Consider the following 14,740-nt stretch of genomic DNA (forward strand, 5'->3'; position numbering starts at 1 on the left):
CGAAGGCCCGCGCCGCCGCCGCCCCGATGCCCGCCGAGGCCCCGGTGATGATCACGACACGGTTGTGTGGGTCCATGCTGGCACCACGCTAAGGGCGCAGCAGCGCGGCGCTGCTGCGCCCTTACCTACTACCCTGCGAGTCCGTCAGGTGCTTACAGATCCCGGCCTTGATCGTCTGCGAGGGCACCTCGTGGCCGAGCATGCCCTCCAGGATACGTGCGGTCGCCATCAGGCCCGGCAGGTCCAGCCCGGTCTCCACGCCCATCTCGTGCAGCATGTGGACGAGGTCCTCGGTGCAGAGGTTGCCGGGCGCGCCGGGGGCGAAGGGGCAGCCGCCGATCCCGCCGACGCTGCTGTCGAAGGCGCTGACGCCGACCTGCATGGCGGCCAGGATGTTGGCCAGGCCGGCGCCGCGGGCGCTGTGCAGGTGCAGGCGCAGCGGCTGGCGAGGGAAGCGCTCCTGAAAGGCCAGCACCACCCGCTGCACCAGCACCGGGTGGGCCATGCCCGTGGTGTCGCCCAGCGTCAGCTGCTCGGCCCCCAGGTCGAGCAGGCGCGCGCAGAGATCCAGCACGTGCGGGATGGGCACGTCGCCCTCGAAGGGGCAGCCGAAGGCCACCGAGAGCACCGCGTCGAAGGGCCGTCCGGCGCCGCGCATGATCGCGGCCATGTTGGCGACGTGGGCCAGCGACCGCTCGACGCTCATGTTCACGTTGCTGCGGTTGTGGCTCTCCGAGGCGCTGAGGAAGACCTGCACCATATCGGCCCCGGCGGCCACCGCCCGGCGCGCGCCCACCTCGTTCGGCGCGATCGCGCTGTAGATCACCCCCGGCCGCCGGCTGATCTGGGCGAAGAGCGCGGCGGCGTCAGCCATCTGCGGCACGTTCTGCGGGCGCACGAAGGAGCCGGCCTCGATCTGGTCGAGGCCGGCGGCGCCTAGGGCGTCGATCAGCTGGAGCTTCTGCGCCGTGCTGAGGATGGTGGCCTCGTTCTGCAGCCCGTCGCGCGGGCCGACCTCGCGGATGTGGGCGCGGCGGGGCAGGGCGGGCAGCCCGGGGGCGATCATTATCATGGGCATACCTCCTTCATAGGCTATTGTAGCACCTTCGCACCGGTCAAGACGTAACTCCCCTGTAACCTACGAACGTACCCTCAGATCAGACGCCGCGAGCGTGGCGCATCTTGTAGCGATAAATCAACGGCATATAGATCAAGGAGAGAACCTCATGGACTGGACAAAGCAGGCGAACGATATGGTCAAGACCTGGACGGGCACCCAGCAGAAGGTGTGGGACACCTGGCTCAACTCGATGCAGCTTGTGGCCACCCCGCAGAGCCCCGAGTCCTGGCAGAAGATGGTCGAGACGTGGCGCGGCACCGTCAAGCAGGCGCTCGAGTCGCAGATGCAGCTGACCCAGATGTGGGCCGAGAGCGTGGCCGCCGCGTCGGTGAGCATGCCGAGCGTGCCGGGGATGCCGGCGATGCCAAACATGCCGAGCATTCCGGGCGTCCCCGGCACCGCCGTGGAGTGGACCCGCCAGATGCTTGAGATGACCCGCACCTGGACGGACACGCAGGTGCGCTTCTCGGAGAACTGGTTCGACCTGCTGAAGAAGGCCGACCCGACGGCGATGGGCCAGGGCTGGGACATGAGCCAGGCCCAGAAGATCATGGCCACCTGGCAGGACGCTGCCCAGAAGGCTATCGAGGCTCAGAACGAGTTTGGCCGCATGATGATGAGCACCGCCAGCAGCGCCGCCAGCACCAGCACCAAGAAGTAATCACTGAGGCACTGAGACGCTGAGGGCTGGCGAGGGCATATTGCCCTCGCCAGCCCTTTTTTGTCTACACGAAGCGCACCCGCACGGCGCCCAGGTGCTCGAAGCGCGCCTCGAAGCTATCGCCGGCGGCGGCGGGCACCAGCGGCGTGAGCGAGCCGGCCAGGACGATGTCGCCGGCGTGGAGGGCGCGCCCGTGCTCGGCCATGCGGTTGGCCAGCCAGGCCAGGGCGTTGGCCGGGCTGCCCAGCACGTTGGCCCCGCTGGCCTGGGCCGCCTGCTCGCCGTTCTTCAGCAGCGTGACGCTGACCGCGGCCAGGTCTAGCCCGCCCACCGGCAGCAGATCCGCGCTCACCACATAGCGCGCGGCGAAGACGCTGTCGGCGATCATCTCGGGCATCTTCACGCCCCAGCCGACCGTGCGCGCGTCCACGATCTCGAAGGCGGCCATCGCGCCAGCCACGGCGGCCAGGGCCGCCTCGGGCGTCACCCCGGGGCCGGCCAGGTCGGCGGCCATGCGGAAGGCCACCTCGCACTCGACGCGCGGGTGGATGAGCCGGCCCGCGTCGATCTCGCCGCCGTCGGGCACCTGCCCCTCGGCGAGCAGCGCGGCGTAGACCGACTGGCTCAGGCCGAAGCTGGCCTGGGCGCCGGCGTTGGTGGCCCCGGCCTTGATTGCAGATTGCAGATTGCAGATTGCAGATTGCAGATTGCAGATTGCAGATTGCAGATTGCACAATCTAAAATCTGCAATCTAAAACGGCTCGGGCGGGCGAATCCGCCAGAGCATCGGCGACAGCCAGATCCAGGCGGTGTTGGCGAGCACCAGCGCGCCCATGGACAGGACGGCGATCCGCCCGAGCCACCCGCGCCTCCAGATCGCCTCGCTGGCCAGCGCCGCGCCGAGGGCCACCACCCAGGCTAGGAACATCAGCCAGCGCGGGCTATTGGTGGCCAGGGTGATGAACGGCAGCGCGGCGAAGCAGAGGCCGACGGCGAGGCTGCCAAGCATCAGCGCCAGGGCCGCCTGACGTCGGCTCAGCCCGGGCTCGCGCGCGCCATCGCGGGCGAGCATCCCGATCCCGACCAGGGCCAGCGGGATGGGGAAGACCCCGAAGTGGGTAATCAGCCCGGCCCGCCAGAGCGTGTCCCAGAGCGCCGCCCGGCTCACCGGAGCCCGCTCGGCCACCGCGCTCAGCCCGCCCGACCTTGCGGTCTCCAGCTGGCTCAGGAAGAGCGGGATGTAGGCGCTGTAGAAGAAGGCCCCGGCGAAGATCACCGCGCCGCCAAAGGCGAGGCTCAGCGGCCAGCGGGCCGCCCGCGCCCAGGCCGCGCCGCGCCAGCTCATCAGCCACATGAGCGCCACAAGCAGCCCGACCAGCAGGGTCGTGTTGATCAGAAACCCAAAGTGCCCGAGGAAGACCAGGCTCAGCAGCACAAACACCGCCGCGCCCCAGGCCGCCCGCAGGCGCCGGTCATCCCCCTGCCAGGCCTCCATCGCCCAGCAGAGCGCGGCAACGGTCAGCAGATGGAAGAACTGGCTGTAGATATGGGTGTCGAACGACCACCAGGTTGTCATGTAGGTGGCCGCCGTAAACACGTAGATCGCCGCCGCCAGCAGCGAGGCCCGCGCGCTCATGATCCGGCTGGCGATCGCGTAGACCAGCGCCGCGCTCATGGCATCCACCAGCGCCGCGCCGATCTGGAGGGCCGCGCCAGCGCTCAGGCCGAGCAGGGTGAAGGGCGCGACCAGCAGGTACGGCCCGGGCGGGTAGGGGAAGTCAATCCCCCGATTCTTTGAGAGGATGAAGATCAGGCCCCAGATCGCGTCGTTGTAGCGGTTGACGTGGAACCCGATGTCGCCATGCATGGAGTCCGGGTAGAGCCGGCCGCCGTAGCGCATGGCGAAGGCGACCGCGCAGAAGACCGCGAGCCAGCCGAGCTGCGGCGCGCCGAGCGGCACGCCGAAGCGCCGGAACAGGGGCGGCAGACCGGCGCGCACGCCGGCCGCCAGGGGGTAGGCCAGGGCCGCAGCAATCAGGGCCGCGCCTGTGCCGGCCGCCCAGCGCGGCGGGTCGAGGAGCGCCGCCAAGCCAGCCAGCCCGACAAACACCCCGTAGAGACGTCCCGCCGGGGCGTCTGCCCCCAGCGCGTGCCGCAGGGCCAGCCAGGCCAGGGCCGCCGCGCCGAGCCAGCCCAGGGCCGCCGTCCAGTCTGGGGAGGCCGGTCCATCGCCGGGCAGCGCGATGATCTCCACCCGGTCAAGCGGCGTGCCCAGCCGGCGCGGGTCGCCAGGCGGGCTGAAGGTGGATGTGTGCAGGGTGATCTCCAGATCGCCCCCCGCGGGCGGCGGCACCAGGACATACTGGGTTGATCCGGCCGCGATCACCGGCAGAGTCGCCAGCGGCTGGCCATCGGTGGCGAGCTCGATCATCTGCGGGCCGTCGGCCATAACCGCGGCGCCTACGGGGAAGAAGTGGAGCCGCAGCCCCAGCGGGCGGCGGCCCACGCCCGACACCCGGATCGTGGCGCCGTCGTCCGTCCATCGGTAGGTGCCGTGCGAGTCCTGCTCGGCGGTGTTAAAGCCCTGGAGGAAGGGCAGGTCGCTGCCGACGCCCTCCTCATAGCCGACGTCGATCATGTAGCGCAGGGGCAGCTGCGGGGAGATCAGGAAGATGATCAGCAGCGCGCCAAGGCCGAGCCAGAGCGCGGGTCGAGTCAGCCCGCGCAGCTCGGCGCCGAGGGCGAGGCCCAGGCGGGCGCGACGCGCCCCCAGTGATGCGCCGGGTTGCATAAACTCGTTGGTAGCCATAGCGGCTTGATTATAGCGCACAACAACGCCCCGCAATGCGGGGCGCTGTTGTGCCACAGGGCTGCTGCAACGTTCAGGGGCTTCGCCCCAGAGCCGGTTGTTTGGTGAGTTTGGGCGGCTTCGCCGCCCAAACTCACTACTACCACTACGGGGGAGGCTTCGCCGCCCCCGCACCCCCACCGGGAGGTGAGGGCAGGCCATCACTTACGCCTCATCGAGCGGGAGCTCGCCCTCACTCTCGCCCTCGCCCTCATCGGCGAAGTCGTCATCGTCACCGCCGCCAAGGAGCGCCTCAAGGCGGGCGCGGAGCACATCGGCGCTCACGCCCTCGGATGGCGGCACCGCCTCGGCCAGGTCGCCCAGGCCAAGCAGCGACTCGGCGCGCAGCACGTCGTCCGGGCTGTCCTCGGTGATCACCGCCGCCACCTCGGGGCCGCCCTCCATCATGCGCGCCATCTCATCGACCAGCTCATCGCGCCCGCGCTCGCTGCGCTTCTCGATCCCGGTGCCGGCCGGGATGAGCTTGCCGATGACCACGTTCTCCTTCAGGCCGCGCAGGTAGTCGACCTTGCCGGTGATCGCCGCGTCGGTGAGGACGCGGGTCGTCTCCTGGAACGAGGCCGCCGACAGGAAGCTGTCGGTGTTCAGCGAGGCCTTGGTGATGCCCAGCAGCACCGTGGCCGCCGTCGCCGGCTCGCCGCCCTGGCTGACGATGTCGTTGTTCAGGCGGCGGAACTCGGCCGCCTCGATCAGCTCGCCCGGCAGCAGGCCGGTGTCGCCCGGCTCCTCGATCCGCACGCGGCGCAGCATCTGGCGGACGATCACCTCGACATGCTTGTCGTTGATGTTCACACCCTGCGAGCGGTAAACCCGCTGGGCCTCGTTCACCAGGTAGCGCTGCACGGCCTCGCGGCCCTGCAGGTCGAGCAGCTCCTGCGGGTTGGCGCTGCCGTCGGTCAGCTGCTGGCCGGCCACCACCCGCGTGCCGTTCTCCACACGCAGGCGCGCCGTGTGCGGCACCACCAGCTCGCGCTCCTCGCGATCCTCCTGGCTGATCACGATCCTGTCACCGCTGATATATGCCTTGCCGGAGAGCCGGGCCACGATCGGCAGCTCGCTGCTCTCGCTGTTGTTGCTCTCGGCGATCACCTGGCCCTCGGCCACCTCCGACTCGTTATCGACCAGGGAGATGAATCCCATCGGCAGCTTGTACTCGTCGGTGTAGACCTCGGAGGCGACGATCTTGATCGTGCGGACGCCGTTGTCATCCTTGATGATCTGAACCACGCCGTCGACCTCGGCCAGGAGCGACTTGCCCTTCGGCACGCGGGCCTCGAAGATCTCCTGCACGCGGGGCAGACCCTGCGTGATGTCGTCGGCCGAGGCCACGCCACCGGTGTGGAAGGTGCGCAGGGTGAGCTGCGTGCCCGGCTCGCCGATCGACTGGGCCGCGATGATCCCACAGGCCTCGCCGATATCGACCATCTTGCCGGTGGCCAGATTGCGCCCGTAGCACAGCTTGCAGATGCCGTGCTCCGACTGGCAGCTCAGGGTCGAGCGGACGTAGACCGACTCGATCCCGTGGCGGTCGAGGTTGTGCGCGATCTCATCGTCGATCTCGGTGTTGCGCTCGGCCAGCAGCTCGCCGGTCTGCTTGTCGTACACCGGCGCGGCCAGGATGCGCCCGATCATACGCACGGCCAGCCGCTCCATCAGCTCGCTGTCGTCGGCGGCGTGCAGCCAGAAGCCATCCTCGGTGCCGCAGTCCTCGATCGTGACGATCACGTCCTGGGCCACGTCCACCAGGCGCCGGGTCAGGTAGCCGGCGTCGGCCGTGCGCAGCGCGGTGTCGGCCAGACCCTTGCGCCCGCCGTGGGTGGACACGAAGTAGTCGAGCACCGAGAGGCCCTCGCGGAAGTTGGCCTTGATCGGCAGCTCGATGATCTTCCCGGTCGGGTCGGACATCAGCCCGCGCATGCCGGACATCTGCGAGATCTGGTTGATGTTGCCACGGGCGCCCGAGGTAGACATCATCGCCACCGGCCCAAACTCGTTCATGTTGTCGCGCACCGCCTCGATCGTATCCTTGGTGGCCTTCTGCCAGATCCGCACCACCTCCTGGTAGCGCTCCTCCTCGGTGATCAGGCCGCGGCGGAACTGCTTCTCGATGTCGGCCACCTGGGTCTCGGCGCTGGCGACGATCTCGTACTTGGCCGCCGGCACCTCGATGTCGTTGATGCCGATCGTCATGCCGCCGTAGGTGGCGTTCTTGAAGCCGAGCGCCTTGATCTTATCGGCCTGCTGGGCCGTCTTCTCCGAGCCGAAGATCCGCACCAGCTCGTTCTCCGACTTGCCCGGCCAGGTTTCCCGCAGCTCGGCCATCTCCTCATCGCTGACGTTCTTCAGGTTGGTGTAGTACTGGTAGCAGTCGGCGATGATCTCGCGCAGGCCCTTCTTATCGATGACGCGGTTGCGGTAGCGCAGGGGCGGCAGCAGCTCGTTGTTCAGCAGAATGCGCCCGATAGTCGTCTCCAGCAGCATCCGCGGCGTGCCGTCCGCGGTGGGGGCGAGCTCGCGCACGCTGCCGGGGCGGTCGTTCTTGCCCGCCGGCCGGCCCTCCATGCGGATCCAGATCGGCGCCTGGATGGCCACCAGGCCCTTGTCGTAGGCCAGCATGGCCTCGTTCTCGTCGGCGAACTTCTTGCCGCTGCCCAGGGCGCCGTCGCGCACCTGCGAGATGTAGTAGCAGCCGAGCACGATGTCCTGCGACGGCGTGATGATCGGGTCGCCGTGGGCCGGGCTGAGCAGGTTGTACTTACTCAGCATGCGCGTGCGGGCCTCCTCCTGGGCCTTGCGCGACAGCGGCACGTGGACGGCCATCTGGTCGCCGTCGAAGTCGGCGTTGAAGGCCGCGCAGACCAGCGGGTGCAGCTGGATGGCCGAGCCCTCGATCAGCTTGGCCTCGAAGGCCTGGATCGAGAGGCGGTGCAGCGAGGGCGCGCGGTTCAGCAGCACCAGGTAGTCCTTGATCACCTCCTCAAGGACGTCCCAGACCTCGGGGCGCACCCGCTCGACGATGCGCTTGGCGCTCTTGATGTTGTGGGCGAAGCCCTTCTCCACCAGGCGGCGCATCACGAAGGGCTTGAACAGCTCCAGTGCCATCTTCTTGGGCAGGCCGCACTGGTGCAGCTGCAGGTTCGGGCCGACCACGATCACCGAGCGGCCCGAGTAGTCCACGCGCTTGCCCAGCAGGTTCTGGCGGAAGCGGCCCTGCTTGCCCTTGAGCATGTCGCTCAGGCTCTTCAGGCGGTGCTTGCCCTTGCCCGAGACGGCCCGGCCACGCCGGCCGTTGTCGATCAGGGCGTCCACGGCCTCCTGGAGCATGCGCTTCTCGTTGCGCACGATGATCTCGGGCGCGTTCAGCTCCATCAGCCGCTTGAGCCGGTTGTTGCGGTTGATCACGCGCCGGTACAGGTCGTTCAGGTCGCTCGTCGCGAAGCGCCCGCCGTCCAGCTGCACCATCGGCCGCAGGTCGGGCGGGATGACCGGCAGCACGGTCATGATCATCCACTCGGGCTTGTTGCCGCTCTTGCGGAAGCTCTCGACCACGCGCAGGCGCTTGGTGGCCTTCTTGCGGCGCTGGCCCTGGGTCGTCTGCACCTCGGCGTTCAGATCCTCGGCCAGCTTGTCCAGGTCAACCTGGCGCACGATCAGCTCGCGCACCGCGCCCGCGCCCATGTCGGCGCGAAACACGCCCGGCGCCAGGTCGCGCAGCTGGCGGTACTCCATCTCCGAGAGGATGCGGCAGGGCTTCAGGCCGTCGAGGTGGTCGAGCTTATCCTTCTCCTCGCGCACCAGGGTGTCCTGCTCGCGCTGCAGCCGCTCCTGGAGCTTCTCCTGCTCCTGGGTCGCCTCGAAGGCCTTGCGCTCGCGCTCGGCGTCGGTGAGCAGCTCGGCGTCCGCCATGTCGCGGGTGCGCCGGGTCTCCATCGCCTCAAGCTCCTGGTCCACCAGCTCGTCCAGCTGGTCCAGGGTGCGCTCGGTGATCGCCTCGCCCTCCTCCACCAGCGTGGTGTTGCGGAAGGCGATGTCCTCGTCGGCCACGAGGTTGGTCATCTCCTCAAGCCGCTCGCGCAGGCGCTCGGCCTCGCCGGCGATGTCGTCGCGCAGGCGCTTGTAGTCCTCCTCGATCTTGCGCTGCGTGCTGACCTGCGCGTTCTCCATGCCGCCCAGGTCCTGGGTGAGCTGTGTGCTCAGCTCGACCCGGGTGTCCTCGGCCTGGCGCTGGATGTTCTCGCGCTTCTTGGCGTAGTCCTCCTGGAGCATCTCGCGGGCCACGGTGCGCAGCTCCTCCTTGACCTCCACGATCACGTAGGAGGCGAAGTAGAGCACCCGCTCCAGGTTGCGCGGGCTGATGTCGAGCAGCAGGCCCAGCCGGCTCGGCGTGCCCTTCACGAACCAGATATGCGACACCGGCGAGGCCAGGTTGATGTGGCCCATGCGGTCGCGCCGCACCTTGGCCCGCGTCACCTCGACGCCGCACTTGTCGCAGACCACGCCCTTATAGCGGACGCGCTTGTACTTCCCGCAGTAGCACTCCCAATCCTTCGTGGGTCCAAATATTCGCTCGCAGAACAATCCATCGCGCTCAGGTTTCAGCGTGCGGTAGTTGATCGTCTCCGGCTTCGTCACCTCGCCGTGCGACCAGCCGCGAATATCCTCGGGGGAGGCCAGGCTGATGCGGATCGCGTTGAAGTCGTTGATCTCAAGCATTGAGGCTCACTCCTGTGGCGGGAGATACGCAGCGAACCGCTCACGCATCCCCTCTGTGATTGTGCCACGCTCAGGGCGTTTCTTCGGCTGCCATTCCAAGAACTTAGCTGCGATGGCAGCCTTACGGTCAAGGGCGATACCTGGATTCTCAACATAGAGCCAGGCGGCTAGGCACTTCGCCCGTGTCGTGCTCCATTTGATATACCAGAGCGCACGGTTTGCAACGACATTTGGTGCTGGTATACCTGTCTGCTCTTCGATAGCAACTGCCATCTCTTCCAGCAGGCGCTTTGAGCCAGAGTAGATCTGAATGACCGGTCGATCCCCATTCCATACAAGAGTTCCGTCACCGTCAACGAAACCTCTCACAAAATGTACCAGGAGATGTGCTGGAATGTCTGGAAAGCCGATAACATTTGACTTGTTCGGCATCCCGCCGAGGGCTAGTAGGTCGTAGTACATCTCCTTGCTACAGAATTCGATCTCGTAGCAGTTCGTTGTCCCTGAGACCTTACGGAGGCTTGGTGCCTCACCAACCGCACCAGCGAGTTTTTTCAGATGTTCTCGATCAATACTGGCAAACTCAATGAGATGCGCGCCGGTATCTTTACGATGGCGCATATACCCATCGGCCCACCAGTACCCGAGCACATAGGCCATCTCAGCCGACCAGATTCGGAAGAACTCGACGGTGCGCGCGCCGCGGGGCATGGCGTCTCTCCAGTAGAACGTGTGTACTGGAGAGATGATACCTGTTTTCGGGTCGCCCGTCAACCGAAACCGGATACGTAGGGACGCAGCACGCTGCGTCCCCGGCGTAGGGACGCAGCACACTGCGTCCCTACGGCAGGCGCGTGGTTAAAACTCCCCGCGCTCCATGCCCGACAGGTTGATCCCGTCGAGGGCGGCCATATCGCCGTCCACATCGTCGGAGAGCTCGACCGGCTTCTCGTCCTCGCTGAGCACCTCGACGCTCAGGCCAAGCGACTGCAGCTCCTTGATCAGCACCTTGAAGCTCTCGGGCACGCCGGCCTCCTGGATGGGCTCGCCCTTCACGATCGCCTCGTAGGTCTTCACGCGGCCGACCACATCGTCGGACTTGACGGTAAGCATCTCCTGGAGGATGTAGGCCGCGCCGTAGGCCTCCAGCGCCCAGACCTCCATCTCGCCGAAGCGCTGGCCGCCGAACTGGGCCTTGCCGCCGAGCGGCTGCTGGGTGACCAGGCTGTAGGGGCCGGTCGAGCGGGCGTGGATCTTATCCTCCACCAGGTGGGCCAGCTTGAGCATGTAGGCGTAGCCGACCGTGACCGGGTGGTGGAAGGGGATGCCGCTGCGCCCGTCGTAGAGCGTGACCTTGCCGTCGCCGGGCAGGCCGGAGCGCAGCAGCATGTCCTTGATCTGGGCCTCATCGGCACCGTCGAAGACCGGGGTGGCCACGCGGTAGCCGAGGCGGGCGGCGGCCCAGCCCAGGTGCGTCTCCAGGATCTGGCCGATGTTCATGCGCGAGGGCACGCCGATCGGGTTGAGGATGATGTCCACCGGGCGGCCGTCGGGCAGGAAGGGCATATCCTCGATCGGCAGGACGCGCGAGACCACGCCCTTGTTGCCGTGGCGTCCGGCCATCTTATCGCCGGGGCTGATCTTGCGCTTCTGGCAGAGCAGCACGCGCACCGTCTGGTTGACCCCGACCGGCAGCTCGGCGCCCTCGCTGCGCGAGAAGACCTTGACATCGATCACCTTGCCGCGCACGCCGTTGGGCACACGCAGCGAGCTATCCTTCACCTCGCGGGCCTTCTCGCCGAAGATCGCCCGCAGCAGGCGCTCCTCAGCCGTCAGGTCGGTCTCGCCCTTAGGCGTGATCTTGCCGACGAGGATATCGTTCGGCTGTACCTCGGCGCCGACATAGATGATGCCGTGCTCATCAAGGTTGCGCAGGCTATCCTGGCCGACGTTGGGGATATCGCGGGTGATCTCCTCGGGGCCGAGCTTGGTGTCGCGGGCCTCAACCTCATACTTCTCGATATGGATCGAGGTGAAGATATCCTCGCGCACCAGGCGCTCGGAGACCAGGATGGCGTCCTCGAAGTTGCCGCCCTCCCAGGGCATATAGGCCACGAGGATATTCTGGCCGAGGGCGAGCTCGCCGAAGTCGGTGCTGGAGCTATCGGCGATCACCTCGCCGACCTCGACGCGCTGGCCGCGCAGCACGTTGGGCCGCTGGTTGATGCAGGTGTCCTGGTTGCTGCGCATAAACTTACGCAGCAGATACTCGCGCTCGTTGCCGTCATCCTCCTCGACGATAATCTTATCGCCGGTGGCGCTGAGCACCGTGCCATCGACCCGGGCCACGACCACCTGGCCGCTATCGCGGGCGGCGCGGAACTCCATGCCGGTGCCGACGATCGGCGCGTCGGGGCGGAGCAGCGGCACCGCCTGGCGCTGCATGTTCGAGCCCATCAGGGCGCGGTTGGCGTCGTCGTGCTCCAGGAAGGGGATGAGCGCCGTAGAGACGCTGACCACCTGCTTAGGCGAGACGTCCATATAGTCCACGCGGTCGACCCGCTCGGTGACGAAGTCCTCGCCGAAGCGGCAGGCCACCTGGTCTTTGACAAAGCGGTTATGGTCATCGATGGCCGCGTTAGCCTGCACCACGACGAAGCGGTCCTCCTCATCGGCGCTGAGGTAGTCCACCTCCTGGGAGACGATCGGGCGGATCTTAATCGTCTTGATCGGCATCTCGACGATCTTCTCGGCCAGGGTGCGGTTGATCTCCGTCGCGGCCTCGGCGATCGTCGCGCCGCTGGTCGGGTCAGTGATATCCTCACGCAGGATCTGGCCGCGCAGCAGGCCGATGGCGATGCGCTTGCTGGTCGCGACATCGATGCGGGAGCCCTTCATCGCGATCATATCGCCGGTGCGCAGGTCGCGCACATCGCGCAGGACCATCCCCTTCTCAAGCCAGACCGGGGCGTTATCGACGGCGTTATAGACCTTGCGGTAGGGCGTCTCAAGGAAGCCCATCTCGTTGACGCGCGAGAAGGTAGACATGGTGCCGATCAGGCCGATGTTCGGGCCTTCGGGCGTCTCCACCGGGCAGATGCGGCCATAGTGCGAGTGGTGGACGTCACGCACCTCAAAGCCGGCGCGGTCACGCGAGAGGCCGCCGGGGCCGAGGGCCGAGAGGCGGCGCTTGTTGGTCAGCTCGGCCAGCGGGTTGGTCTGGTCCATAAACTGGCTGAGCTGGGAGCCGCCGAAGAACTCGCGCATGGCGGCGACGACGGGCCGGATATTGATCAGGCCGTTAGGCGTGGCGCTCTCGGGGTCCTGGAGCGACATGCGCTCCTTAACCACGCGCTCAAGGCGCAGCAGGCCGACGCGGAACTGCTGCTGGATGAGCTCGCCCACCGTGCGGACGCGGCGGTTGCCGAGGTGGTCGATATCATCGGGGCGGCCGTGGCCATTGTTGAGGTGGACGATCTGCTCGACGATCTTGATGATATCGCGCGGCAGCAGGACGCGCACGCTCATGCTGGGGGCGTTCGAGACGCCATCGCGGCGGGCCTCGCGCTCCCAGAGGTTCTTGTTCAGCTTATAGCGCCCGACCTTGGCGAGGTCGTAGCGGCGCGGGTTAAACAGCAGCGACTCGAGGAGCGAGCGGGCGTTCTCCAGGGTCGGCGGGTCGCCGGGGCGCAGGCGCTTATACAGCTCCATGAGCGCCTCTTTGCTGTTGTGGGCCGGGTCCTTATCGAGGGTGGCCTGGGTGTAGGGGTGCTCCGGCAGCGTATCGATATGCTTGAGCACCTCGATCACGTGGTCGTTATGGCCGTGCTGGTCGAGCTCATTATCGGGCACCCAGTGGCCCTCGCCCGTCTCATCGGCCTTCCAGGCCAGGATCGCCCGGATCAGGATGGTGACCGGGATCTTGCGCTTGCGATCGACCTTCACGCTGACCACATCGCGCTTATTGGTCTCGAACTCAAGCCAGGCGCCGCGGTTGGGGATGAGCTTGGCCGAGTGCAGCGAGCGGCCGCTGGTCGGGTCCTTATCATCCTTAAAGTAGACGCCGGGGGAGCGGATGAGCTGCGAGACGACCACGCGCTCGGCGCCGTTATAGATGAAGGTGCCGTTATCGGTCATCACCGGGAAGTCGCCGAGGAAGAGCTCGCTCTCCTTGATCTCGCCGGTGGAGAGGATGCGCAGCTCGACGTTGACCCGCAGCGGCGCGGCGTAGGTCAGGTCGCGCTCGCGGCACTCGAACTCCGAGAAGCGCGGCTCGCCGAAGACATAGTCGCGGAAGTGCAGCTCCAGGTTCTTGCCGGTGAAGTCGGTGATCGGCGAGATCTCATCGAACAGCTCGCGCAGGCCCTCGCGCTTGAACCACTCGAAGCTGTTGACCTGGGTCTCTATCAGGCGCGGCACCTCGATCGCATCAAAGATCCGTGCGAAGGAGCGGCGCTCGATGCGCTTCTCGCGGCGGCCGCCCACGCCAGGGTCGATGGGGGTGATCAGCGGCTGCAGCACGACACTCTCAATTAATGGGGGCATACTCACCTCTCCTCAGTCGTTGCACCCAGAGACGGCGGCCGATGGCCGCTATTTTCTGGCACGTACAGGCTTCCGGCAGGCGGAAAACAGAAATCGCCGGTCGTCGGCGCTGACCCATCGGGGGGTGGCCTCAGAACTGGCGGGGGGGCGAAGTGAAACGGATATTCGCAAAAAAAACGCGCCGGGTGGCGCATGACAGGCTAGTTGATGATCGCTTTGCTCACCGGGAACGCGCTGATGATCATAGGGTTGGATGATAGTTTTGCCGAAACTATTTATTGGTGACTGCGAAAGAGGATAATACCACCTTTCTCGCGCGATGTCAAGCGGGGCAATCCCACGATCCCACATCCCACTCCCACAGGCGGTGAACAGGGCATGTGCAACGTCGCTGGCGGCTGAAGCCGCGTCGCGGGGGCCTGCGGCCGACCGCCCACCCTTCGTGGGCGGATCCGGCGTCGGCGCAGTCCGACGCCCGGCGCAACGCGCCCCGCCGGCGCGACGTCAGTCGCCGGCTGGGGGAGGGGGGCGCTCATGCCCTGATCCCCCACAGGGAGGTGACGTTACCATAGCCCTGGCGCGCGGCTCAGCCCTCGACCTCGAACTGAAACCTGGCCTTGAATCGGCGCAGCTCCTTGAGGATGGGCCGGCCGAGGGCGGCGACCAGCAGCACATTGCCGATGGCGCGCAGCGAGTCCCAGGCGAAGGAGGTGACGCCGTAGAAGAGCAGGTAGCGCCGCAGGGTCTCGCCGAAGCCCATGCCCGGGCTCCAGGCCAGCTCGCCGGGCGGGCTGAAGGGCCAGAACCAGAGGTTCATCAGGGCGCCGAAGAG

General features: G+C 66.9%; 7 protein-coding genes and 1 pseudogene. 1 reads left to right on the forward strand and 7 read right to left on the reverse strand.

What is annotated here, in order from left to right; genetic code table 11:
• Positions 1 to 121 precede the first annotated feature (121 nt).
• A complete protein-coding gene (locus tag K2Z83_RS05365; RefSeq protein ID WP_255603348.1) occupies positions 122 to 1,072 on the reverse strand; it encodes a hydroxymethylglutaryl-CoA lyase in 951 nt (316 codons plus the stop codon).
• Between the two features lie 154 nt (positions 1,073 to 1,226).
• Here K2Z83_RS05365 and K2Z83_RS05370 point away from each other — a divergent pair, with 154 nt between their 5' ends.
• Entirely contained in the window at positions 1,227 to 1,781 is a 555-nt protein-coding gene (locus tag K2Z83_RS05370) for a hypothetical protein (RefSeq protein ID WP_220594152.1), read from the forward strand.
• A 64-nt stretch (positions 1,782 to 1,845) separates the two neighbouring features.
• Here K2Z83_RS05370 and K2Z83_RS05375 read toward each other — a convergent pair whose 3' ends face one another.
• The 6 genes and pseudogenes from K2Z83_RS05375 to K2Z83_RS05400 form a co-directional block, all read right to left on the reverse strand.
• The gene (locus K2Z83_RS05375) at positions 1,846 to 2,517 is read right to left on the reverse strand and encodes a 2-keto-4-pentenoate hydratase (RefSeq protein ID WP_220594153.1); all 672 of its coding nucleotides are present in this window, start codon (positions 2,515 to 2,517) and stop codon (positions 1,846 to 1,848) included.
• 15 nt (positions 2,518 to 2,532) lie between these two features.
• Positions 2,533 to 4,590 (reverse strand): hypothetical protein, encoded by a 2,058-nt coding sequence (locus tag K2Z83_RS05380; RefSeq protein ID WP_255603351.1) that lies wholly within the window; start codon positions 4,588 to 4,590, stop codon positions 2,533 to 2,535.
• Between the two features lie 204 nt (positions 4,591 to 4,794).
• The gene (gene rpoC, locus K2Z83_RS05385) at positions 4,795 to 9,363 is read right to left on the reverse strand and encodes a DNA-directed RNA polymerase subunit beta' (protein WP_220594154.1); all 4,569 of its coding nucleotides are present in this window, start codon (positions 9,361 to 9,363) and stop codon (positions 4,795 to 4,797) included.
• Positions 9,364 to 9,369: 6 nt separating this feature from the next.
• A complete protein-coding gene (locus K2Z83_RS05390) occupies positions 9,370 to 10,074 on the reverse strand; it encodes an LAGLIDADG family homing endonuclease (RefSeq protein WP_220594155.1) in 705 nt (234 codons plus the stop codon).
• 147 nt (positions 10,075 to 10,221) lie between these two features.
• Positions 10,222 to 13,908 carry a DNA-directed RNA polymerase subunit beta gene (locus K2Z83_RS05395; protein WP_220594156.1) on the reverse strand — a complete coding sequence of 1,229 codons (3,687 nt, stop codon included), beginning with the start codon at positions 13,906 to 13,908 and terminating at the stop codon, positions 10,222 to 10,224.
• A 586-nt stretch (positions 13,909 to 14,494) separates the two neighbouring features.
• A pseudogene (locus K2Z83_RS05400) lies at positions 14,495 to 14,740 on the reverse strand (ECF transporter S component); the annotation flags it as partial.

The sequence above is a fragment of the Oscillochloris sp. ZM17-4 genome, from assembly GCF_019599295.1.
Taxonomy (GTDB): Bacteria; Chloroflexota; Chloroflexia; order Chloroflexales; family Chloroflexaceae; genus Oscillochloris.

Excerpts from the sequence above, each read along its gene's own strand:
- K2Z83_RS05390 (WP_220594155.1), bottom strand. The coding sequence starts at position 10,074 with ATGCCCCGCGGCGCGCGCACCGTCGAGTTCTTCCGAATCTGGTCGGCT.
- K2Z83_RS05395 (WP_220594156.1), bottom strand. The coding sequence starts at position 13,908 with ATGCCCCCATTAATTGAGAGTGTCGTGCTGCAGCCGCTGATCACCCCC.
- K2Z83_RS05370 (WP_220594152.1), top strand. The coding sequence starts at position 1,227 with ATGGACTGGACAAAGCAGGCGAACGATATGGTCAAGACCTGGACGGGC.
- K2Z83_RS05380 (WP_255603351.1), bottom strand. The coding sequence starts at position 4,590 with ATGGCTACCAACGAGTTTATGCAACCCGGCGCATCACTGGGGGCGCGT.
- rpoC (WP_220594154.1), bottom strand. The coding sequence starts at position 9,363 with ATGCTTGAGATCAACGACTTCAACGCGATCCGCATCAGCCTGGCCTCC.
- K2Z83_RS05365 (WP_255603348.1), bottom strand. The coding sequence starts at position 1,072 with ATGATAATGATCGCCCCCGGGCTGCCCGCCCTGCCCCGCCGCGCCCAC.